The organism is Mesosutterella faecium (assembly GCF_022809315.2).
Taxonomy (GTDB): Bacteria; Pseudomonadota; Gammaproteobacteria; order Burkholderiales; family Burkholderiaceae_F; genus Mesosutterella; species Mesosutterella faecium.
Genome location: NZ_JAKZJU020000001.1, coordinates 638,754 through 661,376 on the forward strand (window position 1 = coordinate 638,754; position 22,623 = coordinate 661,376).

A 22,623-nucleotide genomic window follows, 5' to 3' on the forward strand; every position below is an offset into this window, starting at 1 on the left:
GAGGACAGCTATCAAATATTATCCAACCATCCGCTCAAGGGATGTTCGTGCAGACTTCGGACAATGAAGCACTGCCAGGCTTCCGGCGCCCGGCGGAGGACGGCCTCAGCGGCCTTCCCGTCGCTCAGGGCGGCGAACACAGCGGAACCCGACCCGGTCATACGGGCCGCGCCGAGTCTTCCCAGATAGTCAAGAGCTTCAGAGACCTGAGGGATGGACTCTGAAACTACCTGCTCGAGGTCATTGTGCAAGTCTTGCCGGAGCCGGCCGTTCCGGAGGCAGCCGCAAAGGTCGTTAATTTTCAACGATTGAGGATGGCTTGTCAAGTCAAAGCGCTGGAAAGCCTGCGGGGTGGAGGAACCAACGCCTGGCCAGATCACCGCGAAAAGCTCGTCTGGGAGATCCACCGGGCTGAGGCGCTCGCCGACACCTTCGACGAAGGCGCTGCGTCCCCCGATGAAAAACGGGACATCTGCGCCGAGCCTTGCCCCGAGATCCATCAGATCGGACCGGGACAGGCCGGCGCCCCATAGCCGGTTGAGTGCGATCAGAGTCGTAGCAGCGTCCGAAGAGCCTCCGCCCAGTCCTGCGCCGGACGGTATTTTCTTGTGCAGCTTGACGACGGCTCCTGCGCGGCAGCCGGCTTCACGTTGCAGCAGCCGGGCAGCCCGCACACACAGGTCATCCCCGGTCGCGCAGGCAAGGTCTCCGATCCGTTCAATTTTTCCATTCTCCAGCTTTCGAAAGCTCAGGTCGTCACACAGGGACACGAGTTCGAAAAGAGACTGCAGAAGGTGATAGCCGTCGCTGCGGCGGCCGATGATGTGCAGAAAGCGATTGATTTTGGCGGGTGCGGGAAGGTTGACAAAGCAGCTGTCGGAGTCAACGGGCATATCCGTGCCTCGAGTCAATGAAAAGGGTGGCCCGGATGAGGGGCGAGCCTCCCGAAGGTTCCTTTCTGAGCCTCACCAGCTGGGGCAGCCCCTGGCTTGTCCGCTGCACCACGGAGACGTCCCAGCCCTGCAACTCGAGCGAGTCCGCAGTCGCGGCGTTCGCCTCAAGCAGGCTCCTGAAGGCGGCAATCGGGAAATCGAACCCCAGATATTCGGCCATCAGAGCCTGGGCGGAGCGGCCTTCGAGCTTTTTGCCGCCGCCGTCCTCGAAGACGGCCCGGCCGGGGTAAATTGTCAGGCGCATCAGGGTGCCTGCAAGGGGGTGGCCTATGTCAAGCCTCTGCCAGCCTTCTGCCTCGGTCCAGGCAAAGGAGCCGCGGTCGCTGCGGCTGTCGCCGCCGGATTCGACCGAGATGGAAAACCGTCCCTCAATCTGCCGCTGAACGCGCTCCCCATCGGGTGGGCGCAGGGCGGAGCAACCCGCCAGAAGCGATGCGAACGCCGCGGCAAGGAAAAACCTGCGTTTCATGGCGGCGGGAGACTTTCCTGGAGCTTTTTGAGCGGGGCGCTGTCAGGATGCCTTTTAAGCCCGGCGCTGACAATCTTTCTTGCTTCATCAAGATCGCCGGCTTTTGCGTAGGCCTGCGCCAGATGAGCCGCCGTCTCGGGGTCATAGCGCAGCCCGATGGACTGCTTCAGGTAGCGCTCAGCCAGTTCGAGGTCGCCCAGCTTGAAGTGCACCCAGCCCAGGGAGTCCAGGATATAGGGGTCGCGGGGCTTGAGCCGGGCCGCTTTTTCAATGTAACCGAGCGCCTCGCGTAGCCGCAGGCCGCGGTCGGCCAGCATGTAGCCGAGGGCGTTGTAGGCGGAGGCGGAATTCGGGCGAAGGGCGAGAACTTTCCTCAGGTAAAACTCAGCACCTTCCAGGTCATTCACCTTTTCGGCCATCATGGCCGTGTCGTAGAGGAAATCGGGCTGCCCGGCCAGATCCCCTGCGCTGCCCTTCATAAGTTCGTAGGCCTGCTGCAGTTGGCCCGCCCTGTCGAGCAGCTGGGCCTGCGCCGTGACAAGCGCGGCGCGCTCCCCGGGTTTTTCAGACCGGGTGCCGGCGAGAACCGCTGCGGCTCGGTCCGTTTTTCCGGCAGCGGCGAGCAGTTCGGCCAGCCGCAGCCGTGAGGGCACGTAGTGCGGCCCCTTCTCGACCTTGTAGTACCACCCGATCGCCTCCTCGGGACGCTTGCGCGCCTCGCTTACGACGCCGAGCCGGAATCTTGCGCTGTCAAGGTGGCTGCCTGCGCCCGGTCCCGAAGTCTGCAGGCTCCGCTTGTAAAAGTCGAAGGCGTCGTCTGTTTTCCCGAGCGCTTCCGACAAGGTGCCCAGCTGAAACCACTGCGCAGGAGACAAAGGCTCGACGGAAAGTGCCTGGAGCTGCTCTCCGGCCTCCTTTTCCTCCTTGTTGAGCACCAGCGCCCGCGCATAGAGCAGGCGGGCCCAGACAGCATGGGGATGGGCTTTCAGAAATGCTGAGAGCGCGGGGATGGCCTCCGCGCTGTTGGTCATCGCAAGCGGGATAAGACTCTGGCGGATCACCTCCTCGTTGCCGCCGGAGCGGCTGATGGCGAGTTCGGCAAATTTCCGCGCTTTGGCGGGCTCGCCGGCCTGAGCAGCGAGCTGGCTCAGCAGAAGGGGCAGCTGCGGCCGTTCGTCTTCGTTCAGGCTCGGGTCGGCCAGCCGCTCTATGACGGGAAAAGCCCGGGAGGCATCGGCTCCGCTGAAGAAGACGACTATCTGCCCGAGAAGCTGCTCGCGACTGCTGCTGGCCTTCAATGCTTCCGCCAGCGCCGGCTCGGCGCTCTCATAGCGCCCTGCCCTGACGTCTTCCAGGGCGTGCGCAAGCTTTTTGTCCGACGGATCGGAGGACAGCTCCTCCCAGAGCTTCAGGGCTTCGTCGGCTTCTCGCCAGGCTCTGGAGGCAGATGCGATTTCCACCGCCCTTCTGGCGATGCCCGCGTTGCCGGTATCCCGGGCGGTCTTCATCAGAGTAGCGTAAGCTGAGCCGGGGAGGTTCCTCTGGGCGGCCACCTCCGAGGCGATCAGTTCGAACAGGACGTCGCTCGTAAGGGCCGGGTACGAGGCCGCAGCGCCTGCGGCTTGAGACGAGCCGGGCTGCGCTCCCGCCGCGGGGCAGAAGGCGATCGAGGCGGCCAGCGCCGCAGAGATCGCGAAACAAGGGGATCTCCAAAAAGCCAGAGGCATAGGTGACTCTTAACAAGAAGAAGCGTGCTTAGGCGCAAGTCTAACGATTTTCTGGAAATGTTTTGCGGATCCGCGAAAGCCGGGGATGGGAGAAGAAGGATGATGAAAAATTTTGCGACGCTCCTCACCGCATGGCAGAAGTGCTCGGGAAGGAAGGATCTTCCCTGGCAGAAGACGACAGACCCTTATAAAAGGTGGGTGTCAGAAATCATGCTGCAGCAGACGCAGGTCGGCACGGTGATTCCTTTTTATCTGAAGTTCATCGAGGACTTCCCCAGCGTCGAGTCGCTCGCGCGGGCCTCCGAGGAGGAGGTGCTGAAACACTGGTCGGGGCTCGGGTACTATCGCCGGGCCGTGAACCTGCACGCAGGCGCAAGAAAAATAGCGGAATCCGGAGGGGAATTTCCCCGGAGCGTCGAGGCTCTGATGCAGATCCCAGGCATCGGACGGTCGACGGCCGGGGCGATCGTCTCGAGCTGCTGGGACAGACCGGCGCCCATTTTGGACGGAAACGCAAGGAGGGTCTTTTCGCGCTGCTTCGGAGTTCGCCGCGGTGCTTCCCAGGCCGCCTTCGAGAATGAGCTCTGGGCCATTGCCCGGCGCGAGCTGCCACAAAGCGGCTGCCGCGGTTACACCCAGGCGCTGATGGACCTTGGGGCAGGGGTCTGCACGCAGAAATCACCGCGTTGTGCGGACTGCCCCCTCAGGGCCGGATGTGCAGCCTTCGCCTCCGGCAGCCCAGAGAGTTTTCCGGGCCGGAAGGCGGCGGCCGCAGGCCGGGGCCGGGAGGTGCGGCAGGAGGTGTTTCTCATAATACGAGGCCCGCAGGGACTGTGGCTGCAGAAAAGGGCGGAAAAAGCCGTATGGCGAGGGCTGTGGTGTTTTCCCTGCGTGCAGGGCGGCGGAGAGAGCCGGACCGTTCGGGAGGGGCTTCAGGCGTTGGAGGCGGTGGACGCAGACAGCCTGTGCTTCTACCGTAAAGTGCTGCATGACTTTACGCACTACAGGCTTGAAATGTTCGTCTGGAGTGTTCAGAGCGCTGGCAGCAGCCCGGACCTGCCCGGCAGGGGACGGTGGTTCAGCCGCGCAGAGGCGGCCGAAGGAGCCCTGCCCGCTCCGGTGAAGAAGCTGGCGCTTGAATTTCTTTCCGGAAGCACTCAGCCCTGAGGCGTCTTGTTGTCGAGAGCGCGGTGGCGGACCACGGCGCCTGGCGTGCGCGCAAAGCGCCGGAAGAGGGCCTCGGCCACGTACACGGAGCGGTGCTGCCCGCCGGTGCATCCGATGCATACCGTCAGGTAGTGCCTGTCCTGGGACATATAGGCGGGCAGCCAGGTGCGGATGAATTCCTCGATGTGGCCGACAAATTTCAGTGCGTCTGTTTTCTTCTCCAGAAACTCAATGACAGGAGCGTCTTTTCCTGTGAGCTCCCTCAGGCCCGGCTCGTAGTAGGGGTTGGCAAGGCAGCGGGCATCGAACACGAGGTCGGCGGCGACGGGAATGCCCTTCTTGAACGCGAAGGACTCGAAGGACAAGGTCATTTCGGAGGCGGGCGCGTTGATGAACTGCCGGATCCAGGCGCGCAGCGTCGAGGGCGACAGGTCGGTCGTGTCAAGCACCTCCCCGACCTGAAGATCCATTTGGGCCCGCTCCTTGGCTATCGCCTCCTGCAGGCCGGTCTGGTCCCCGGGCCTGCGGTTGAGGGGGGTGAGGGGATGGCGGCGCCTTGTTTCCGAATAACGCTGGACGATGGCCGGGGTTGAGGCGGTGAGGGCGAGCACCTTCACGTCGTAACCCAGGTGTCTGAGTTCGGAGAGCTTTTCCTTCGCCTTCTGAGGGGCGGCATGGGTGCGGACATCCACCGAGATTGCGATGTGCCGCTGCCCGCTCGAGTCCAAGGCTTTCGCGACCGGTACGATGAAGTCAACCGGGAGGTTGTCAATGCAGTAAAAACCGCTGTCTTCGAGCTGCTTAATGGCCACGGACTTGCCGGATCCCGACAGCCCGGTCACAACGATAACTTGCATGGACGGAGCCCCTGCCGTACGGAAATTGAACGCTGCGACTATGGTACGTCAGAGAGGGATTTTTTTCCGCAGCGAGGCGATAGGGATTTGTTCCTGCTCGCGGTACTTTGCGACGGTCCTGCGTGCCACGGCGAAGCCTTTGCCGACCAGCAGCGCTGCTAGCTGGGAGTCGGACAACGGTCTGTCGGGCGGTTCACCTTCGACGAACTCGCGGATCAGAGTGCGGATCGCTTTTGACGAAACCGCCTGGCCCGAGGCGTTGGAAACATGGGAGCTGAAGAAGTGACGGAATTCATAGACTCCGCGGGAGGACTGAAGGTATTTCCCGTTCACCGCCCTCGAAACGGTGGACTCGTGCAGCTGTGTGTCTTCGGCGATGTCGCGCAGCACCATGGGCGTCAGCGCGAGTTCGCCCCTGCTGAAGAAATCCTGCTGCCTGCGCACTATGGCCTGAGCGACCTTCAGGATGGTCTCGAATCGCTGGTTCACGCTGTGCGCGAATGTCCTGGCGGCGGTCAGACAGCCGCTCATTTCCTTTGACCGCCCGTTTTCCTGAGCGCTCATCAGCCTCACGAGCCGCTCGTTGATGCGAACAGGGGGTACGGTGGCGGGATTGAGAAGCGCCTCCCAGCGGCCTGCCTGACGCCTGACGAACACGTCGGGGATGACATAAAGCGTGGGCGAGCTTTTGTAGAGCGCAGCGGGCCTTGGCGTGAGCGACTGGATGCAGCCGTAGAGTCCCCGGACCTCTTCGTCGGAACAGCCAAGGCACTTTTTCAGTCGGGAGAAATCTTTCCGGGCTAGTTCCTGGAGATGCTCGGCGATGGCTTTTTTCGCAAGCTCGTGAATCTTTCTTTCTTCCGGCGGACAGGACTGGATTCTGCTCTCAAGTTGCAGCAGCAGCGACTCCTGCGGAGAGGAGGCGCCCACGCCGATGGGATCGAGCCCGCGCAACACCCGGAGCGCCTCCTGCCACTGCTCCGGCTCCGCGGGCTTGGTGGACGTGATGCGCTCAAAGTCTTTGGCCGCCTCCTCGAGGGAGATCGGCAGGAAACCGTCGTCGTCGAGCTCCCCGATCAGAAAGGAAGCCTTGGCGGAAATATCCGGATCGAGCCGCAGCAGCCCGAGTTCTTCCTGCAGGTGGTCGGCAAGGGTGGTCAGAGAGACCGCGCGATCGATAGGAGAGTATTCATCGTCACCTTCGGGCATTCCCCAGGGCTGGTGAACCAAGTCGACTTCGGGCGGCATGTCGTTGAGCGGAGCGGAGGCGGCTGAGTCGGACTCTTCCTCGTGCCGCGGGGCCTGTGCCTCGGACTCCGGAGAGCCGCGAAGCGGCGAGTCCTCCCCGCTCGAGTCTTCCGGAAGCTCCAGGAAGGGGTTTTCCTCGAGAGTGCGGCTGATGGTCTCCAGCAGGTCTGCCGTCGGCAGCTGAAGCAGTTCGATGGACTGCTTCAGCTGGGGGGTCAGAACCATTTTCTGGCTCTGAACAATTTTCAGTGCGTTGCTCAATGCGGTCAGTTCCGGCGTTAGCGATCCGCGGCGCTGCGGGGATAATCGAAGTCTTCGCCCAGATAGGTGCGCCGCACTTCCGGGTTGCGGCTGAGCTGCTCCGGGGACCCGGCTGCAAGGACGTGGCCGTCAGCGATGATATAGGCGTGGTCGCAGGTTTTGAAAGTCTCTCGGACATTGTGGTCTGTGATCAGCACGCCGATGTTGCGGTCCTTGAGGATGCGGATGATTTTTCGTATCTCATTGACAGCGATGGGATCGACGCCCGCGAACGGCTCGTCAAGCAGAATGAACTTCGGTCTGGCCGCAAGAGCGCGGGCGATCTCCGTGCGGCGGCGTTCGCCGCCGGACAGAGAGATGCCGAGATTAGTGCGCACGCCTTGAATGGAAAGCTCGTCGAGCAACTCCTCCAGCCGCTCGTCAATCTGGCTCTTGGCCAGGGGAGCTCCCTGCTCATCCTTCTGCAGTTCCAGAATAGCGCGGATGTTGTCCTCGACGGTCAGTGACCGGAAGACGCTCGCCTCCTGCGGCAGATAGGAAAGCCCCATGCGGGAGCGCCGGTAAATGGGTAGGTGGGTGATGTTCTCCCCGTCGAGGTAGATGGAGCCGCCGTCGACCGGCACGAGTCCCACGATCATATAAAAGCTGGTCGTCTTGCCCGCGCCGTTTGGACCGAGCAGCCCGACGACTTCACCGCTTTTCACCTGCAGCGACACGTCCTTCACCACTATGCGGCTGCCGTATCTTTTGCGCAGGGCCCGGGTCTCAAGGGTGTGGGATCCTTTCACAAGCGAGTTCAGGGAATCGGTCACGGCTTACTCCTTGCGGCGGGTGCCGATGGAATCCGACGACCTGAGCCCCGTGGTGTCTTTAGCCGAACTGCCGGATTCATTGTCCTTTTTCCGGGGCGCAATGATAGTCGTGACGCGCTGCCGCTCGCCGCCTACCGTGCCGCCCTGGGCCTGGGAGCGGGCATTGCGGATGTCGTAGACGATGAGCTGACCCGTCGCCTCGTCCTTGAGCACGCCATTTTCGGTTCTCGTGAGCCTGGCGTTGGTGATCAGGGTGATGGTGTCCTTTTCCTCGTTGTAAATCATCTTGTCAGCCTGGGCGTGCATCCACTCGCTGATGCGTGGGTCGGGGTTGTCACGCTGCTGCTTGAAACGCGCCTGGCGGCCAGTCATGACGCCGGTTCGGTAGCCCTTCTTGTTGACGCTGAGATCCATGCGGTCTCCGTGCATTTCCAGCGTGCCCTGATGGACCTCGACGTTGCCGGTATAGATCGCGGTCTGCTGGACCTGGTCACCGGAAAAGCGGTCCGCAGCGATCTCGATGGGCTTGCTGCTGTCGGACTGCAGGGCCTGGGCGGCCGCGGCGGCGAAGCCCGTCGCGGCAATCAGGATGATTTTGTTCTTAAGCATTTAATGCCATCCCCAATTTATTTTTTCTGCCGGACGATGTGCGTCTTCACATTGCCCGACAGGCTGATCGTTCCCCGGGCATGGTCATAGACCATGGAGCCCGCTGTGGTCCTGTCCTCCCCCCAGGCGAAAGCGACCGGGACGGACGACACGAAACGTTCGGTGTCGGGATACGCCGTGAGTTTTGTCGTGCGAAAGCTCATGGCGGCTGAGTTCTTCCAAGCGGCTCGATCCAGGCTGACCTGGCCTTCGAACTCTATCGTCTGGCCGCCGTCGTTTGTCCAGCCGCGCCGGGCCTTCGCGATGACCTTGGGCTTCGAGGGCTCGAAAGCAACGAGCTCGGGCTCTGTAACATCGGTCCGGTCATCCGAATAGTGCAGCATGCGCCGCCCAATCAGCCGCCGCTGGGGATTGCCGTCCGGACCGAAGGTTGTCACGGTGATGTTTTCAGCCGTGTAGTCCGGAGAATTTTCGCCCGGTATGTATTTGAGATCCTTCAGTCCCGACTGAGTCGCATAAAAATAGCTCGCCCCGATGAGAAGCAGCAACAGCACGATGGCGACGATGGCCGAAATTCGCTCCCTCATGATTCTCTACCTAAACCGGGACGGCTCCGGGTTGAAATAGATTTTGTCGAGCAGCTGGTCCCATTTGCCCTGTGCCTTCAGAATGGCCTCGGCCATTTCCCTGACGGCTCCGAAGCCGCCTTTTCTGCTGGAGACGAAAGCGGCCTGGCTGAGCACGGCCTGCACGGCGTCAGAGGGCGCGCAGGGCAGGCCGCAAAGCTGCATCACCGGCAGATCCGGCACATCGTCTCCCATGCAGGCGCATTCGGACGCCTCAAGCCTGCGGGACTTGATGAGGTCGAGGAAGGCCCGCTTCTTGTTGATCTGCCCTTGAAGAACATCGCGGACCCCCAGTTCCCGCAGCCTCGCGCCCACGATGGCCGAGCGCCGCCCGGTAATGATGACCACGTCGATGCCGGCGGCCATCATCAGCTTGATGCCCAGGCCGTCCTTCACATTGAAGTGCTTGCAGAGCTCTCCCTGTGAGCTGGTGATGATCTGCCCGTCAGTGAGAACGCCGTCCACGTCCAGCACGACAAGCTTTATTTTTTTCGCCTTTTCCTCTAACGTCATCAGATCACCTTTGCCGTCATCAAATCGTGCAGGTTTAACGCCCCCACCAGGCGTCTCTTCTCGTCTACAACCGGCAGCTGGTTGCATCTGCCGCGATCCATCAGCTGCGCGGCCTCGACGGCGAGGGCCTCAGGCGCTATGGACTTGGGCGTGGCGGTCATAACCTCCTCGATCCTGTAGCGCCGGATGTCCCCTACCCGCTCGATCAGGCGCCGGAGGTCTCCTTCGGTGAAAACACCGAGCAGGCGGCGCTCACAGTCCACCACGGCAGTCATCCCTATGCCCTTGCGGCTGATCTCCTGGACGGCCTGCAGGACATTGGTGCCCGGCGTCACGGCTGGCACGTCATTGCCGCGCCGCATGACGTCCGAGACTCTCAGAAGAAGCCTGCGGCCCAGCGAGCCGCCGGGGTGCGAACGGGCGAAGTCTTCCTTTGTGAAGCCTTTGGAGCCCATGCAGGCTATCGCCAGTGCGTCTCCCATGGCGAGAGTCGCCGTCGTGGAGGCGGTCGGGGCCAGGTTGAGCGGGCAGGCCTCACGTTCGACGTGTACGTTGAGCGCAATGTCGGACTCGCGGGCGAGTGAGCTCTCCAGGTTCCCCGTCATGGAGATGAGGAACGTGCCTTCGCGCTTGATGACGGGCACGATGGCGAGGACCTCGCTCGTCTCCCCGGAGTAGGAGATTCCGATGAGCACATCATCGCGCGTGATCATGCCGAGGTCGCCGTGAGAGGCCTCGGCGGCGTGCACGAAGAAGGCAGGAGTGCCGGTGGAGGCCATGGTGGCCGCTATTTTGCGGGCGATATGGCCGCTTTTGCCGATGCCGGTCACCACCACGCGGCCCCTGCAGGACAAAAGTGCGCGGACCGCCCGGGCGAAGTTTCCGTCAAGGCGCGGCTTCAGCGCGCTAACCGCGGCGGCCTCTGTTGCCAGAACCTCCCCGGCCAAGGCCAGAATGCCATGGTCCTGTTTATCGGAATTCATATCCACCAAGTCCATTAATAGGGGGCAATTTCTTAATGATACATTGCCGGGGAATCGGTCAGAGCCCCCGCAGGGCAGGAAAACCGTTTCCGTTTGTAGGGGCCGTCAGGAACCCTGGCCTTCGATTGAAAAATCGGGCTTCCGCCCCTCGAGGAAAGCGGCCCTTGCAAGGCTAGCCTCGTCGGTTCTGCACTGCACGCGGTGCGCTTCAAGCGCGTTGCGCCGCGCCTGGGACAGATCTGAACGGCAGGCGCTGCAGACGAGGGCTTTGGCCGCCCTCACCGCGTGAGGGGGCAGCCTGCACAGCCGCAGGGCCCGGGCCGCGGTTTCCCGCACCACAGCCTCATCCGGAAACACGGCATTGACGAGCCGCAGCCGCAGGGCTTCCTCGGCTGAGATCGGTTCGGACAGCAGGAGTTTTTCCGCGGCGAAGCGCTGCCCGCAGCAGGCGGCCAAACGCTCAGCGACGCCGTGAGGGGGCACGAGCCCCATGGCACTGAAGGGCAGGGAGAAAAGGGCGTGCTCGCCGCAGAAAACCATGTCGCAGGCGAGCAGGATGATCACGGCCATCCCGACCGCCGGTCCGCTCACCGCCGCGAGCAGAGGCTTGTTCAGGCCGTCGATCGCATCGAGAAGGCGCTCTTCGCGCTCGTAATAGTCGGAGGCTCCGTCGAGAGCCTCGTAGTCCGTGCCGGCGGAGAAAAGCCCCGGTAGTCCCTGCAGCAGGATCACTCTTACGGTCGGGTCTCCGTCCGCATCTTTCAAAGCCTGCGCAAGGTCGTCGAGCATTTCCAGGGAAAGGCTGTTGCGTTTGGCGGGGTTGCTGATTGCGATGGAGCGAACGCCCGAGGAGGTTTCGATGACGAAATTCATTTGTGTAGGGAACTCCCAAAAGGTCGGCCTGCCGGGCGGGGCCGGAGGAAAAGAAAACGGCTGTGGCAGGCTGCGTTAAGTTTATATCCGGGCGATCCACGGCGAACGCCCCGGCCGCAGGCTTCTCAGGCAGTAAGCTATAGGTTTGTCAGAACAGCAACCGCAGCGGGGTTTTAACCATGCTCGTTGAAGGCAAGCCAATGAGAACCATCTGGACGGAGGACGAAGGGGACTCGGTCCTTTACATTGACCAGACGCTCCTTCCTTATGAGTTGCGGATACGGACGGCCCGCAGCTGGGAGCGGCTGGTGCAGGCCATTGAGCGCATGGAGGTGAGGGGAGCACCGCTCATCGGTGTGGCCGGCGCCTGGGCTGCGGCACTCGCGGTCGCGGACGACCCGGGAGGAAACGAGCTCCGGAGGCGCCTGGAGGTGATAGCCTCCGCCAGACCCACTGCGGTCAACCTGCAGTGGGCCGTGAAGCGCATGTCAGCGCGGCTTTCAGGCCTTGAGGGCCGGGAGAGGATCCGCTGCGCTCGCAGCGAGGCAGCCCGGATGGCCGAGGAGGACGTAGCCGCCAACCGCTCTATAGGAAGGTACGCGGCGCGGCTGCTGCGGGCCCTGTCCGAAGCGAGGCCGGGGCGGCCCCTTCAGATTCTCACCCACTGCAATGCGGGCTGGCTTGCGACGGTCGATTACGGAACAGCGCTTTCCGGCGTTTACCAGTGCAGCGCAGACGGGATTCCGGTTCATGTCTGGGCCGACGAGACGAGGCCTCGTCTGCAGGGACTGCTAACCGAGTGGGAGCTGAGGATGGCGGGCTTGCCGGTAACGCTGGTCGCCGACAATGCGGGTGGATACCTCATGCAGCGCGGCCTTGTGGACGTCGTGATCGTGGGAGCGGACCGAATCGCCGCGAACGGGGACGCCGCCAATAAGATCGGTACCTACTTGAAGGCTCTCGCGGCCCGTGAGAGCGGCGTCCCCTTTTATGTGGCCGCGCCGTTTTCAACCATTGACTTTTCTCTGAGCCGTGGCAGCGGCATCCCCATTGAAAAGAGATCGGGCGGCGAGCTGCGTGAGATTCGCGGCGTGCGCCCCGACGGGAGCGTCTCGACGCTGCGGATAGCCCCGCAGCAGACCGATGCGTTCAACCCGGGCTTTGACGTGACGCCCGCGGAGCTGATCACAGGAATCATCACGGAAAAGGGGGTGCTGCGCCCCAGCGAACTTTTGGAATGGAGGCCGCAATGATGTCTTTTGACAATGAGGCCCGGGCGAGAGAAAGCGTCATCCGGGCGGCCCGAGGCATGGCCCGGGCCGGTCTGGTGGTCAACAAGGCCGGAAATGTTTCGGCAAGATGCGAAGAGGGAGGCCGAACCGCTTTTCTGATCACGCCTTCAGGGATGGACTACGAATCTCTCAGGCCCGCGGACCTGTCCCTGATTTACTGGGATGACGGGACGAACAAATGGGTCCACAGCGGGCCGCACAAGCCTTCCAGTGAGTGGCTGATGCACGCCGAGATCTACAGGGCGCACCCCGGGTGGGGCGGCGTCGTGCATACGCATTCCCCCAGGGCCACGGTCCTTGCCTGCAGGCAGACTCCAATACCGGCCTTCCACTATATGGTGGCAGCCTCCGGAGGGAAGGACATCCCGTGCGCGAAGTATGCGCTCTTTGGGACCCCTGAGCTTGCCCGGAACGTGCTTGAGGCTCTGAAGGAGCGCCGATGCTGCCTGCTCGCCCACCACGGCGTCGTCGCAGCAGGCAGCGACGCGAGCCAGGCGCTCAGCCTTGCCGTGGAGGTCGAGAACCTGGCCTCGATGTACATCGAACTGCTCGCCCTGGGGCCGGTCGAAGTGCTCACCGAAGGCCAGATGCACGAGGTTCTCGGGAAATTCAAGGCCTACGAGGACAACAGCAGGAGGCTCAGCCGCGGCGAGCCCGCGCTGACGCGCCCGGACGGGATGCCTTTGTGGAGATACGCCGACGGCCGTAATATTTCCTGTACTGAAAAGGTGAAGGTTCTCGATGAGAACTTCAGGGAAATAGGGCGGCTGATGGCCGATGCTCTCGATGACGCTGTTCTTATCGGGTGCCCGTCCGAGCAATACCGACGGGCCCTGGAGAATCTGGCCGCCGGCCTGAAGAGCCGCTATCCGGATCAGAATCCGGCAGAAAACAGTCAGGGTGGGTCATGAAAAGAAGAACGCTGTTGAAGGCCGCTGCGGCCGGTGCCGCCGTCTTGGTGCTTGGCGGCTGCGCGCACCCCCAGCTTATCGCCAAGGGGGTTTCGGAAGCTGATATCGTCGCGAAGCTGGGCAAGCCCCATGCAAGGACGGTCCTGCCTGACGGGACGGTGCGGCTCACTTATTCCTGGCAGCCCATGGGCCAGGCCGTCTGGTGGATGTTCCTGGACTCCTCGGGACGGTACTTTAAGCTCGAGCAGGCTCTTGTCGAGGATAACTTCCCGATGATCAAGCCAGGGATGACCCGCGCTCAGGTCTATGAGCTCCTGGGGCCCTGTGCGGAGGAGTACAAATTCCCGGCGCTCAAGCAAACCTCTCTGATGTACCGCTATGAGGACTATTCCCGCGCTCCGATGGCCCTGTGGGTGGATCTCGATATGACCGGACACGTGGTGTCCTGGACGACAAGCACGGACCCTTGGCTAGACCGGCCGCTTCCGATGTTCTGACCTTTTCCGGGCCGGGTTTCCGAAGGCTGCGGGCAGGCTCGGCTGCACCGCTCCGCCCCAAAAAAAGACCTCTTCCCCCCGAAGGGGAAAGAGGCCGGAGCGGGCGCGGGCCCCTTTAAGGGCTTACTCGCCGTCCTTAGCTGCCTTGTGCTCGTTTCTGAGCCTGATGTGCAGCTCGCGCAGCTGCTTCTCGGTCACCGGCGCGGGCGCGTGCGTGAGCAGGCACTGGGCGCGCTGGGTCTTCGGGAAGGCGATCACGTCGCGGATGGAATTCGCCTTGGTCATCATTGCGACGATGCGGTCCAGGCCGAAGGCGATGCCGCCGTGAGGCGGCGCGCCAAACTTCAGGGCCTTCAGCAGGAACCCGAACTTCTGCTCAGCCTCCTCGGGGGTGATCTTCAGGGCGCTGAAGACTTTTTCCTGCACGTCTTCCTTGTGGATTCGGATGGAGCCGCCGCCGATTTCCCAGCCGTTGAGCACCATGTCATAGGCCTTGGCGTAGCAGTGCTCGGGATCGCTCTCGAGTTTGTCCACGTCGGAGTCCTGCGGGCAGGTGAAGGGGTGGTGGCAGGCCATCCAGCGGTTTTCTTCGTCGGACCACTCGAACATGGGGAAGTCAATGACCCAGAGGGCCTTCCACCCGTCCTTGAAGAGGCCGGCCTTCTTGCCGAACTCGCTGTGGCCGATCTTGAGACGCAGAGCGCCCAGGGAGTCCCAGACGATCTTTTTCTTGTCGGCGCCGAAGAAGATGACATCGCCGTCGTTCGCGCCGGTTCTTTCGATCACGGCCTTCAGAAATTCATCCGACAGGTTCTTGACGATCGGGCTCTGGAGGCCGTCGCGGCCCTTGCTCTTGTCGTTGACCTTGATGTAGGCGAGGCCCTTGGCGCCGTAGATCTTGACAAATTCGGTATAGGAGTCGATCTCGGAGCGGGGCAGCTCGCAGCCGTGCGGCACGTTCATGGCGACCACTTTGCCGTTCTTCATTGCGGCGGCGTTGGCGAACACCTTGAAGTTCGTGTCATGGCAGAGATCCGTGATCTCCTTAAATTCAAGCGAGACGCGCAGATCGGGCTTGTCCGAGCCGAAGCGGGCCATCGCATCGTCCCAGCGCATGACCGGGTACGGATTCGCCAGATCCACGTTCAGCACTTCCTTGAACACGCCGCGCACCATTTCCTCAAACAGCGAGCGGATCTCCTCCTGAGTCATGAAGGAAGTTTCAATATCGACCTGGGTGAACTCAGGCTGGCGGTCAGCGCGCAGATCCTCATCGCGGAAGCACTTGACGATCTGGTAGTAGCGGTCAAAGCCTGCGACCATGAGCAGCTGCTTGAAAAGCTGCGGAGACTGAGGCAGTGCGTAAAAGCAGCCTTCCTCCACGCGGGAAGGCACCAGGTAGTCGCGGGCGCCTTCAGGAGTGCTGCGGGTGAGCGCAGGCGTTTCGATGTCGATGAATCCGTGCGCGTCCAGGAAGCGCCGGAAGGCCATCGCGGTCTTGTAGCGCAGGCGCAGGTTGTGCTGCATCACGGGCCTGCGCAGGTCGAGCACCCTGTAGGTGAGGCGCGCGGTCTCAGAAATGTTGTCGTCGTCGAGGCTGAACGGAGGCGGCAGGGAGGCATTGAGAACTTCGAGCTCTTTGCACAGCACTTCTATGCCGCCGGAAATCAGATCTTCGTTCTTGGTTCCCTCGGGACGAGCGCGAACCAGGCCGACTACTTTAAGGCAGTACTCGTTGCGGACTTTCTCCGCTGTGTGAAAGACATCCGGGCGATCCGGGTCGCAGACCACCTGAACCAGCCCCTCGCGGTCGCGAAGGTCAATGAAGATGACGCCGCCGTGGTCTCTGCGGCGGTGAACCCAGCCATAAAGGGTAACGGTCTGTCCGATGAATTTCTCATCAACCAAACCCGAATAAACGGTACGCATACAAGCTCCGGGTCAAACAAAAAAGCAGAAAAGCTTTTTTCTGCAGAAACAAAAAGCCACCGGCGCTCCCGAGCGCCCGCAACGGGAGCCGCCGGCAACTGACATATTCTTAAAGTTTAGCGCGAGGCAGGCGCTGTGAGTGGACTCGAGGCAAGAATTGTTGGACGGGTCCTCAGGGCTCGGGCGTCTTTGCCTCGACCTCCGAGGCGGATCCCGGCTGCACGACCCCCATCGAGACGTGGAAGGTGAGGGCCTCGTCGATGCTGCAGCTCGTATCGCGGACGTCTTCCTGCGGCACGAGCACAACGTAGCCGGACGTGGGGTTGGGGGCGGTGGGGATGAAGACCGCGACCGCGCTGCCCCCGCAGCTCTGCGAGAGAGCCGGCCCTGCCTGATTGGCCACGAACCCGAGCGTCCACATGCCTTTTCTCGGGTACTCGACCAGAACGACCTTCTGGAAGCTTCGGGACTGCGGATTGAGGAAAGTCCCGGCTATCTTCTTGATCCCGCCGTAGAGCTGCTTGACCACGGGAATGCGCTCGAGCAGCGTCTCCCACCAGTACACCAGCTTTCTGCCGAGCACATTGGCCACCACCACGCCGGTGAGCAGGACGATGGCCGCGGCAACGAGCAGGCCGAAGCCCGGGATGTGCACGCCGTAAATGGATTCGGGCAGCCAGCGCGGGGGCAGAAACACGAGCAGCCTGTCGCTGAACTCGATGACGCTGTCGAGAATCCAGACCGTAAAGAGCAGCGGAATCCAGAAAAGGAGCCCGGCGGAAAAAAACTTCTTGAACATGATATGAAAGAAAAAAATGCGCCCGCGGACCTCCCTGCCGGGGTCTCGGGCGCATGGCAGACCGCAGCGCCTGGGGCGCTTCAGTCAGAATTCTTGTGAGCCGCAGCGACCCCTGTGTGGCCGGCGTTGAAGTCCGTGGCGGCCCAGCCCTTTCCCTTCAGCTCGAAGCCCGGGGCGGAAAGCTGCTTGACCAGGGTGTCCTTGCCGCACTTGGGGCAGGTTTTGAGCGGCTTGTCGGAAAACTTCTGGATGACATCCTCTTCATAGCCGCAGGAAGAGCATTTGTAACCGTAAATCGGCATGATTTCTGAATAGTCCTTCAAAAACAGACACGGGCCAGTGCTCTGGCCTCATAAAATTATAATTATGGCTCAACTGATTACTTATGTGTCGGAAAGTCCGATGCGCGGCTTCGGTATTTAAATGGAGGGAGCAAAGCGATGACAGAGCCGGTCGGTTACACCAGGAATATCGGGCAGGAGGAGCTCAGGCAGTTCCTGCCTTTCCTTCAGGAGCTGGCGGACGCTGCCGCCGCCGAAATCCTCCCTAATTTTCTCACCGGCATTCACGTCGACGAGAAGTCCAACCATACGCCGGTCACCCGGGCGGACCGCGGAGCCGAAAAGGCCATGCGCGACCTCATTGAAGCCCGGTTCCCCGCCCACGGCATTCTGGGGGAGGAGTGGGGAGTCAGGGAGCCGGCCGCGGCCCTGCCGCGCTACCGCTGGATACTTGATCCCATCGACGGGACGCGCGCGTTCATCTCCAACTGCTTCCTGTTCGGGAACCTGATCGCGCTTGAACGCGATGACGGGGAGGGCTTCGGCCCCATCCTTTCCTCCATCGCTTTTCCCGCAGCCGGGGTGCGGGCGATCGGCTGGAAGAATCACGCGGAGCTGCGCCGCGGGCCAGGCTTTTCTCAGTCCGTCCCCATGAAGGTGCGCCCGTGCTCCAGCCTGAAGGAGGCCACGCTGCTGGTGACTTCTCACTGGAGCACTCCCGAGCAGGTCGGGGACGGGCGGATGCAGAAGCTGGTCGACCAGGCGAAGCTCTATCGCACCTGGGGCGACTGCTTCGGCTATTTCGCCGTCGCCTCCGGCGGGGCCGACATCATGATTGACCCTGACCTGTCGTACTGGGATGCGGCCGCCCTGATCCCCGTGGTCGAGGGGGCGGGCGGCGTCATCACCAGCACGAAGGGCGGCAGCCCGCTCATCGACAAGTCCGCTGTGTGCACGGCCGGCGGTCTGCACCGCGAGGTGCTGCAGATCCTTAACTCTTCTTCTCTGTAGCGGCGGGTTCGGAGAGGGCGGGCAGCGTGATCAGGACGCGCAGCCCGTGCGGGCGGATGTTCTCGGCGGCAATGCTGCCGCCGAAGCGCCTGGCGGTCTCCCGTGCGATGGCCAGCCCAAGCCCGAAACCCGAGCCCGTGGGCTGCCCCGATCCCCTGAAGAAGGGGACAAAGAGCGTGGGCAGCTCCTTCGGATCGGCCCCGGGGCCCTGATCCTCAATCGCGATGCTGATTTGATCGTCGCCGTTTCTCCAGGCCCTGCAGGTGATGACGCCCTGCTCGGGAGAAAAGCGGATGGCGTTTCGGATGACGTTTTCCAGAGCGTGGGCCAGGATGTTGGAATTGCCGGTCAGTCTGAGCGGCGAGTCGGGCAGCTCGGCCCGGATCGAGACTTTTTTCCTGCTGGCCTCGATGCCTGCGCTGTCAATCACGTCCTGCAGCGTTTCGCCGGCGTCAAACACGACACGGTTCTCGCGCTCGAGCGGCAGATCCGCTGCGTTGAGCCGAGTGTAGGTGAGGAGGTCGTCGATCAGGGCGTCCATTTTTTTAACGTCGGATTCGATGTGATCCAGCATCGCGGGGATCTTCTCGGGGGACTGCCTCGCGATGTCAATCGCGCAGTTCATGCGCGCAAGGGGCGAACGAAGTTCATGGCTGACGTTGTGAAAAAGCGTCTGCTGGCGCTCGAGCAGCTGCTCTATGGTCCCCGCCATCTTGTCAAAGCACTGCGACAGGCTCTGGAGCTCCACGCTGGAGGTCCGGACGGACTGAGAGACCCGCACCGACAGATCCCCGGCGGTGACTTTGTCCATGGCCTGTTCGATTGTCCGGATCGGGCGGGTGATGGACCAGGCCATGCCCGAGGCGACCGCCACGGCTACCAGCAGGGAGGCGATGATGTTGGGCCAGAGCGGGCGCGACAGGAAAAAACGCGACTCGCTCAGGAAGCTGCTGCTGTTTCTTACCGTGAAGGCGAGGACCGGCCGTCCTTCGAGACTGATCCGGACAATGTCCCCCGAACCGGGATTCTGGGCGTACATCTCGCGGGCCTGTTTCACCAGGGACGCTGAGATGGGGCGGCCGGCCAGATCTTTGCCGCTCTCGTCAACGGCATAGACGTAGGAGTGGTCGACGAGGGGCTTTTGCTCCTTCAGCCACTGCGTGAGTCCGGCTTGCCCCGCAATGCCGGCCATCTGGGAGGCGAACACCAGCCGGTCCCTGCTTCCGGGGTTGCTCGGGATCTGGGCGGAGTGCAGCCCCAGGATGATCGTGAACACGAAAACCCCCGACAGCACCATGGCCGCCAGAAAGGCGGCCAGAACGCGCCAGAAAACCGTGTTGAATTTTTTAAGGGACGCAGAGCGCGGCTGAGGGACCGCGGAAACGGAATTCATTTGGTCTGGTTCGGCATTTTTGTGACGGACATCTGGTAGCCGAAGCCGCGGATGCTGTCGATGGAGATCGCGTCGCCCGCCGCACGGCTTATTTTGTGGCGGATCGAGCTGACATGCACATCGATCGCTCTGTCGTAGCGGCCCATGTCGCGGCCGAGAACCTTGACGTAGATGTCGGCTTTGGAAACCCGGTTGCCCAAGTTTTTGGCGAGCATTTCGAAAAGCGAGAATTCCGTCGACGTGAACTCAATCGGGGTCTGCGTCTTCGTGACCCACACCCGCCGCTGCGAGGAGCTCAGGGTGAGCGGCCCGATGATCAGGGGGATGCTTGAGGCCCCAGTCCCGGAGGATCTCCGGAGAATGGCGCGGATTCGGGCGAAAAGCTCCCGGGGAGTGAAGGGCTTGGAGACGTAGTCGTCCGCACCGAGTTCCAGGCCGATGATCCTGTCGGCGGAATCGCCGCGGGCGGTAAGCATGATGACGGGGATGTGCGACCACTCCCGGATCTTGATAAGCACGTCCGTGCCCCTCATGCCGGGCATCATAAGGTCAAGGATGACGAGGTCAAAATTTTCCTGGGAGAGCTTCAGAAGCGCCTCCTTCCCGTTGTAGGCGGGCGTGGGGGCAAAGCCCTCCAGCTGGAGCCCGTCGGTCAAAAGGGAGACTAGATCCGCGTCATCGTCTACGAGAAGAATTTTGGGTTTTGCATCAGGCATGGCAGCAGGTGTGAAAATTGCACGCTTCTAAGAAGATTATAAAAATATTATTTATCAAAGATAACGGTCCTACTCCGCTCAATGATAACGGTCTTGCTCCGTTTTGTGCTCGTCCGCGCAGCGCGGGATAAGCGGCTGCGGCAGAGAGACTGCCGGCCTCCGGCCGGCCCCGGGGGCTTCCCGAGGCCTGTGGGAAAAGTCGGAGGGTTTAATCCATTATCGTGCTTTATAATCCGAAAAAGCCCCGGTTTACGAGGCGGGCCGCAGATGCTCCGGCCTGCATTCCGGGGGTTTGCTTACGTTTGTTTCCAGCCTGACTGAAAATCAAAGCTTAAATGCCAGAAAACAAAATCAACGTGCTGCTTGTTGAGGACGACGGCGAGGTCCGCCACCGTTTCGAAACTACGATCAATCAGGACCCGCTGATGAGAGTGGTTGGCTGCGCCTCCACAAAGAGGGACGCCGCCCGACTGATCGAAACGTTGAAATTTGAAGTGATGGTGATAGACCTCGGGTTGCCCGACGGGGACGGGATAGACCTTATCCACCTCGCGAGCCGTCTGCACCCGTCTTCTGACATCATGGTGATCACGGTCTACGGAGACGAGCAGCACGTGGTCAACTCCATCGCGGCCGGCGCGACGGGCTACATCCTCAAGGAGGCCGAAAGCGAGGACATCACCGCACAGATCAAGCTGCTGCGCGGCGGCGGCTCTCCTGTGAGCCCCTCGGTGGCCAGGAGCGTGCTGAGGGCTCTGCAGACTCATTCGAGCGGCATTGTCCAGTCTTCCGAGCCCAATCCTCTGTCCACGCGCGAGACTGAGATCCTGCATCTGCTCGCCAAGGGCATGAGCTTCAATGAAATAGGGGAGATTCTCTCTATTTCGCCCCACACCGTCACCGCCCACATCAAGAAGATTTATCGCAAGCTGCAGGTGCACTCGCGCGGCGAGGCGGTCTATGAGGCCGGTCAGATGGGTCTGCTCAACTCCTGATGAAGAAGCTGCGTCTGCTCGGGGGGACGCTGCTCGCCCTGTGTTCCCCTGCGGCTCTTGCCGAAGGTCCGGAAGGGTCTTTCCCCTTTCTTGTTTTCCTGCTTTTGAACGCTAGGCATCTTCTCTACGGTGCGTGCCTTGCGGTTCTTTTTGTCCTCGTGCGCGGCCAGGCGCACCGGCCCGCGGAACGCTCAGGTGCGGTTTCCGCGGCAGCGCTGCTGTTTTTCGGGCTTCTGCAGGCGCTCCTGTGTCCCTTCGCCGCCAGTCTTTCCTGGCTGAACGGGGAGAGTCTGGTGCTCCTCCTGCTCGTTTTGGCCGGAGGGACTCTGCTTCTTCGGCGGCGGCCCGATGCAGCGCCGGTTTTCCCGGCGGCGGCCGCCTCGGCTTTCGCCTCGGGACTTGCGGTGTTCGCGCTGAAAGGCTCTTTGCAGCCGTTGCTCGTGGCGGAGGCGGCGTCCTTCTGCTGTCTGCTGCTATGGGGCTGGGCCCGGTGGGGTCGTTCCCCTGCGGCGCAGGACGAGGGGGTCGTCCGTAGGGAGGCGGAGCAGGAGGCTGTCGCCCGGGAGCGGGCAAGGTACATTCGCGATATGCACGACGGTCTTGGAGCCGAGCTTGTGTCGACGCTCGCCGCGGCAAAGACCGGCAAGCTTTCCCAGGAAGCGCTCGTGGACTCCCTGCAGTCTTGCCTGGATCAGATGCGCCTTGCGATCGACTCGAGCGGGGTAGGAACGGAGGATCTGACCGCCGCGCTGGCCAATCTGCGGTACCGTATGGAACCCAGGCTTCGCGCGGCCGGAATACATCTGGTCTGGGATGTCTCCGGCATGCCGGATGACTTCGCCTGTCCCCCGGAGCTGTCCTTCTGCGCTCTGGGCGTGCTGCAGGAGGCTCTGACAAACGCTGTCAAATACAGCGGCGCTGACCGGCTCGAGGTCAAAGCCTCCGTGGACGGGGGCGTCCTGCTGCTTTCCGCCGCGGACAACGGCAGGGGCATGGCCCCCGGCGCTGTCTCCGACCGCTCGCAGGGCAACGGCCTCGGGCTGGCGAATATGAACCGGCGCGTGCGGGAGGCCGGCGGTGAGCTCAGCGTCTCGGCGGGGCCGCAGGCCCGAGGGGTGCAGGTGCGGCTGAAGCTGCCGGTGGCTTAGCCGGCAGCAAGCTTCGGGGCGGGATCGGCGCTCTGCCAGTGGCCGCTTTTGCCCCCGTTCTTGTCAAGCAGGCGGATGTCCGAGAGAACCATGCCCCGGTCGATCGCTTTGCACATGTCATAGATTGTGAGCAGCCCTATCTCCACGGCAGTGAGGGCCTCCATTTCCACGCCCGTTTTTCCGTCCGTTTCGCAGGTCGCCCGGCAGACTACGGCGCTTTCCTTTTCGTGGAGATCGAAGTCGACGGCCACATGGGTCAGGGGCAGAGGATGGCACAGCGGGACAAGCTCCGAGGTTTTCTTGCTTGCCATGATGGCGGCGATGCGTGCGATGCCAATGACGTCGCCTTTTTTGGCACTGCCCGAGGCGATGATCCGGAATGTGGAAGGATGCATGCGAATAACGCCCTGGGCCGTGGCGCACCGGTGGGTGATGCTCTTGGCGGCGACATCCACCATGTGGGCCTGTCCCCTGCTGTCGAAATGCGTTAAACCGTTTTCAGAAGTCATCGAGAAATACTCAGTCACCAAAAAAATGAAAGCGCGGCCTCTAC

General features: G+C 62.2%; 24 protein-coding genes. 7 read left to right on the forward strand and 17 right to left on the reverse strand.

Features of this window, described 5'->3' with window-relative positions; translation table 11 throughout:
- Nucleotides 1–11: 11 nt before the first annotated feature.
- From ispE to MUN46_RS03040, 3 genes are read right to left on the reverse strand one after another with little or no spacing between them, the layout of a single operon-like run.
- Nucleotides 12–893: a 4-(cytidine 5'-diphospho)-2-C-methyl-D-erythritol kinase gene (gene ispE / locus MUN46_RS03030; RefSeq protein ID WP_243376447.1), complete on the reverse strand. Its 882-nt coding sequence runs from the start codon at nt 891–893 to the stop codon at nt 12–14.
- On the reverse strand, nt 883–1,422 hold the full coding sequence (locus tag MUN46_RS03035) for a lipoprotein insertase outer membrane protein LolB (protein WP_243376448.1): 540 nt from the start codon (nt 1,420–1,422) through the stop codon (nt 883–885). The genes ispE and MUN46_RS03035 overlap by 11 nt, the downstream gene beginning before the upstream one ends.
- Entirely contained in the window at nt 1,419–3,149 is a 1,731-nt protein-coding gene (locus MUN46_RS03040; protein WP_243376449.1) for a tetratricopeptide repeat protein, read from the reverse strand. The genes MUN46_RS03035 and MUN46_RS03040 overlap by 4 nt, the downstream gene beginning before the upstream one ends.
- 99 nt (nt 3,150–3,248) lie before the next feature.
- On the opposite strand from MUN46_RS03040, the gene mutY reads away from it, so the two are divergent.
- The gene (gene mutY, locus MUN46_RS03045) at nt 3,249–4,316 is read left to right on the forward strand and encodes an A/G-specific adenine glycosylase (protein WP_243376450.1); all 1,068 of its coding nucleotides are present in this window, start codon (nt 3,249–3,251) and stop codon (nt 4,314–4,316) included.
- Here mutY and rapZ read toward each other — a convergent pair.
- The 8 genes from rapZ to MUN46_RS03085 form a co-directional block, all read right to left on the reverse strand.
- A complete protein-coding gene (gene rapZ / locus MUN46_RS03050) occupies nt 4,307–5,173 on the reverse strand; it encodes an RNase adapter RapZ (protein ID WP_243376451.1) in 867 nt (288 codons plus the stop codon). The genes mutY and rapZ overlap by 10 nt on opposite strands.
- A 48-nt stretch (nt 5,174–5,221) precedes the next feature.
- On the reverse strand, nt 5,222–6,682 hold the full coding sequence (gene rpoN / locus MUN46_RS03055; protein ID WP_281069858.1) for an RNA polymerase factor sigma-54: 1,461 nt from the start codon (nt 6,680–6,682) through the stop codon (nt 5,222–5,224).
- 17 nt (nt 6,683–6,699) lie between these two features.
- Nucleotides 6,700–7,494, reverse strand: coding sequence for an LPS export ABC transporter ATP-binding protein (gene lptB, locus MUN46_RS03060; protein WP_243376453.1), 795 nt, complete (start codon nt 7,492–7,494; stop codon nt 6,700–6,702).
- Between the two features lie 3 nt (nt 7,495–7,497).
- Nucleotides 7,498–8,103, reverse strand: a complete 606-nt coding sequence (gene lptA / locus MUN46_RS03065; RefSeq protein ID WP_243376454.1) for a lipopolysaccharide transport periplasmic protein LptA — start codon at nt 8,101–8,103, stop codon at nt 7,498–7,500.
- A 17-nt stretch (nt 8,104–8,120) separates the two neighbouring features.
- Nucleotides 8,121–8,690: an LPS export ABC transporter periplasmic protein LptC gene (gene lptC / locus MUN46_RS03070; RefSeq protein ID WP_243376455.1), complete on the reverse strand. Its 570-nt coding sequence runs from the start codon at nt 8,688–8,690 to the stop codon at nt 8,121–8,123.
- Between the two features lie 6 nt (nt 8,691–8,696).
- Complete coding sequence (locus tag MUN46_RS03075; RefSeq protein ID WP_243376456.1) at nt 8,697–9,242, reverse strand: KdsC family phosphatase; 546 nt, start codon at nt 9,240–9,242, stop codon at nt 8,697–8,699.
- Nucleotides 9,242–10,225: a KpsF/GutQ family sugar-phosphate isomerase gene (locus MUN46_RS03080; protein WP_243376457.1), complete on the reverse strand. Its 984-nt coding sequence runs from the start codon at nt 10,223–10,225 to the stop codon at nt 9,242–9,244. The genes MUN46_RS03075 and MUN46_RS03080 overlap by 1 nt, the downstream gene beginning before the upstream one ends.
- 105 nt (nt 10,226–10,330) lie before the next feature.
- Entirely contained in the window at nt 10,331–11,098 is a 768-nt protein-coding gene (locus tag MUN46_RS03085) for an enoyl-CoA hydratase/isomerase family protein (protein ID WP_243376458.1), read from the reverse strand.
- 179 nt (nt 11,099–11,277) lie between these two features.
- Between MUN46_RS03085 and mtnA the strand changes: the two genes are divergently transcribed.
- Genes mtnA through MUN46_RS03100 form a run of 3 tightly spaced genes read left to right on the forward strand, consistent with a single transcriptional unit; the run spans nt 11,278 to nt 13,798 of the window.
- Nucleotides 11,278–12,351 (forward strand): S-methyl-5-thioribose-1-phosphate isomerase, encoded by a 1,074-nt coding sequence (gene mtnA, locus MUN46_RS03090; protein WP_281069859.1) that lies wholly within the window; start codon nt 11,278–11,280, stop codon nt 12,349–12,351.
- Complete coding sequence (locus MUN46_RS03095) at nt 12,348–13,301, forward strand: class II aldolase/adducin family protein (RefSeq protein ID WP_243376460.1); 954 nt, start codon at nt 12,348–12,350, stop codon at nt 13,299–13,301. The genes mtnA and MUN46_RS03095 overlap by 4 nt, the downstream gene beginning before the upstream one ends.
- Entirely contained in the window at nt 13,298–13,798 is a 501-nt protein-coding gene (locus MUN46_RS03100; RefSeq protein WP_243376461.1) for a twin-arginine translocation signal domain-containing protein, read from the forward strand. Before MUN46_RS03095 ends, MUN46_RS03100 begins: the two co-directional genes overlap by 4 nt.
- A gap of 123 nt (nt 13,799–13,921) precedes the next feature.
- On the opposite strand, the gene aspS is transcribed toward MUN46_RS03100, so the two are convergent.
- From aspS to MUN46_RS03115, 3 genes are all read right to left on the reverse strand, one after another.
- A complete protein-coding gene (aspS, locus tag MUN46_RS03105) occupies nt 13,922–15,727 on the reverse strand; it encodes an aspartate--tRNA ligase (RefSeq protein ID WP_243376462.1) in 1,806 nt (601 codons plus the stop codon).
- A 172-nt stretch (nt 15,728–15,899) separates the two neighbouring features.
- Complete coding sequence (locus MUN46_RS03110) at nt 15,900–16,526, reverse strand: DUF502 domain-containing protein (RefSeq protein WP_243376463.1); 627 nt, start codon at nt 16,524–16,526, stop codon at nt 15,900–15,902.
- 80 nt (nt 16,527–16,606) lie between these two features.
- Nucleotides 16,607–16,828 carry an FmdB family zinc ribbon protein gene (locus MUN46_RS03115; RefSeq protein WP_243376464.1) on the reverse strand — a complete coding sequence of 74 codons (222 nt, stop codon included), beginning with the start codon at nt 16,826–16,828 and terminating at the stop codon, nt 16,607–16,609.
- Nucleotides 16,829–16,966: 138 nt separating this feature from the next.
- Here MUN46_RS03115 and MUN46_RS03120 point away from each other — a divergent pair, with 138 nt between their 5' ends.
- A complete protein-coding gene (locus MUN46_RS03120; RefSeq protein WP_243376465.1) occupies nt 16,967–17,818 on the forward strand; it encodes an inositol monophosphatase family protein in 852 nt (283 codons plus the stop codon).
- On the opposite strand, the gene MUN46_RS03125 is transcribed toward MUN46_RS03120, so the two are convergent.
- Nucleotides 17,799–19,211, reverse strand: a complete 1,413-nt coding sequence (locus tag MUN46_RS03125) for a HAMP domain-containing sensor histidine kinase (RefSeq protein WP_243376466.1) — start codon at nt 19,209–19,211, stop codon at nt 17,799–17,801. The genes MUN46_RS03120 and MUN46_RS03125 overlap by 20 nt on opposite strands.
- Nucleotides 19,208–19,927, reverse strand: coding sequence for a response regulator transcription factor (locus MUN46_RS03130; protein ID WP_243376467.1), 720 nt, complete (start codon nt 19,925–19,927; stop codon nt 19,208–19,210). Before MUN46_RS03130 ends, MUN46_RS03125 begins: the two co-directional genes overlap by 4 nt.
- Before the next feature lie 335 nt (nt 19,928–20,262).
- On the opposite strand from MUN46_RS03130, the gene MUN46_RS03135 reads away from it, so the two are divergent.
- Both MUN46_RS03135 and MUN46_RS03140 read left to right on the forward strand, forming a co-directional pair.
- A complete protein-coding gene (locus MUN46_RS03135; protein ID WP_243376468.1) occupies nt 20,263–20,922 on the forward strand; it encodes a response regulator in 660 nt (219 codons plus the stop codon).
- Nucleotides 20,922–22,070 carry a sensor histidine kinase gene (locus MUN46_RS03140; RefSeq protein ID WP_243376469.1) on the forward strand — a complete coding sequence of 383 codons (1,149 nt, stop codon included), beginning with the start codon at nt 20,922–20,924 and terminating at the stop codon, nt 22,068–22,070. The genes MUN46_RS03135 and MUN46_RS03140 overlap by 1 nt, the downstream gene beginning before the upstream one ends.
- Here MUN46_RS03140 and moaC read toward each other — a convergent pair.
- On the reverse strand, nt 22,067–22,579 hold the full coding sequence (moaC, locus tag MUN46_RS03145; RefSeq protein WP_243376470.1) for a cyclic pyranopterin monophosphate synthase MoaC: 513 nt from the start codon (nt 22,577–22,579) through the stop codon (nt 22,067–22,069). The genes MUN46_RS03140 and moaC overlap by 4 nt on opposite strands.
- Nucleotides 22,580–22,623 lie beyond the last annotated feature (44 nt).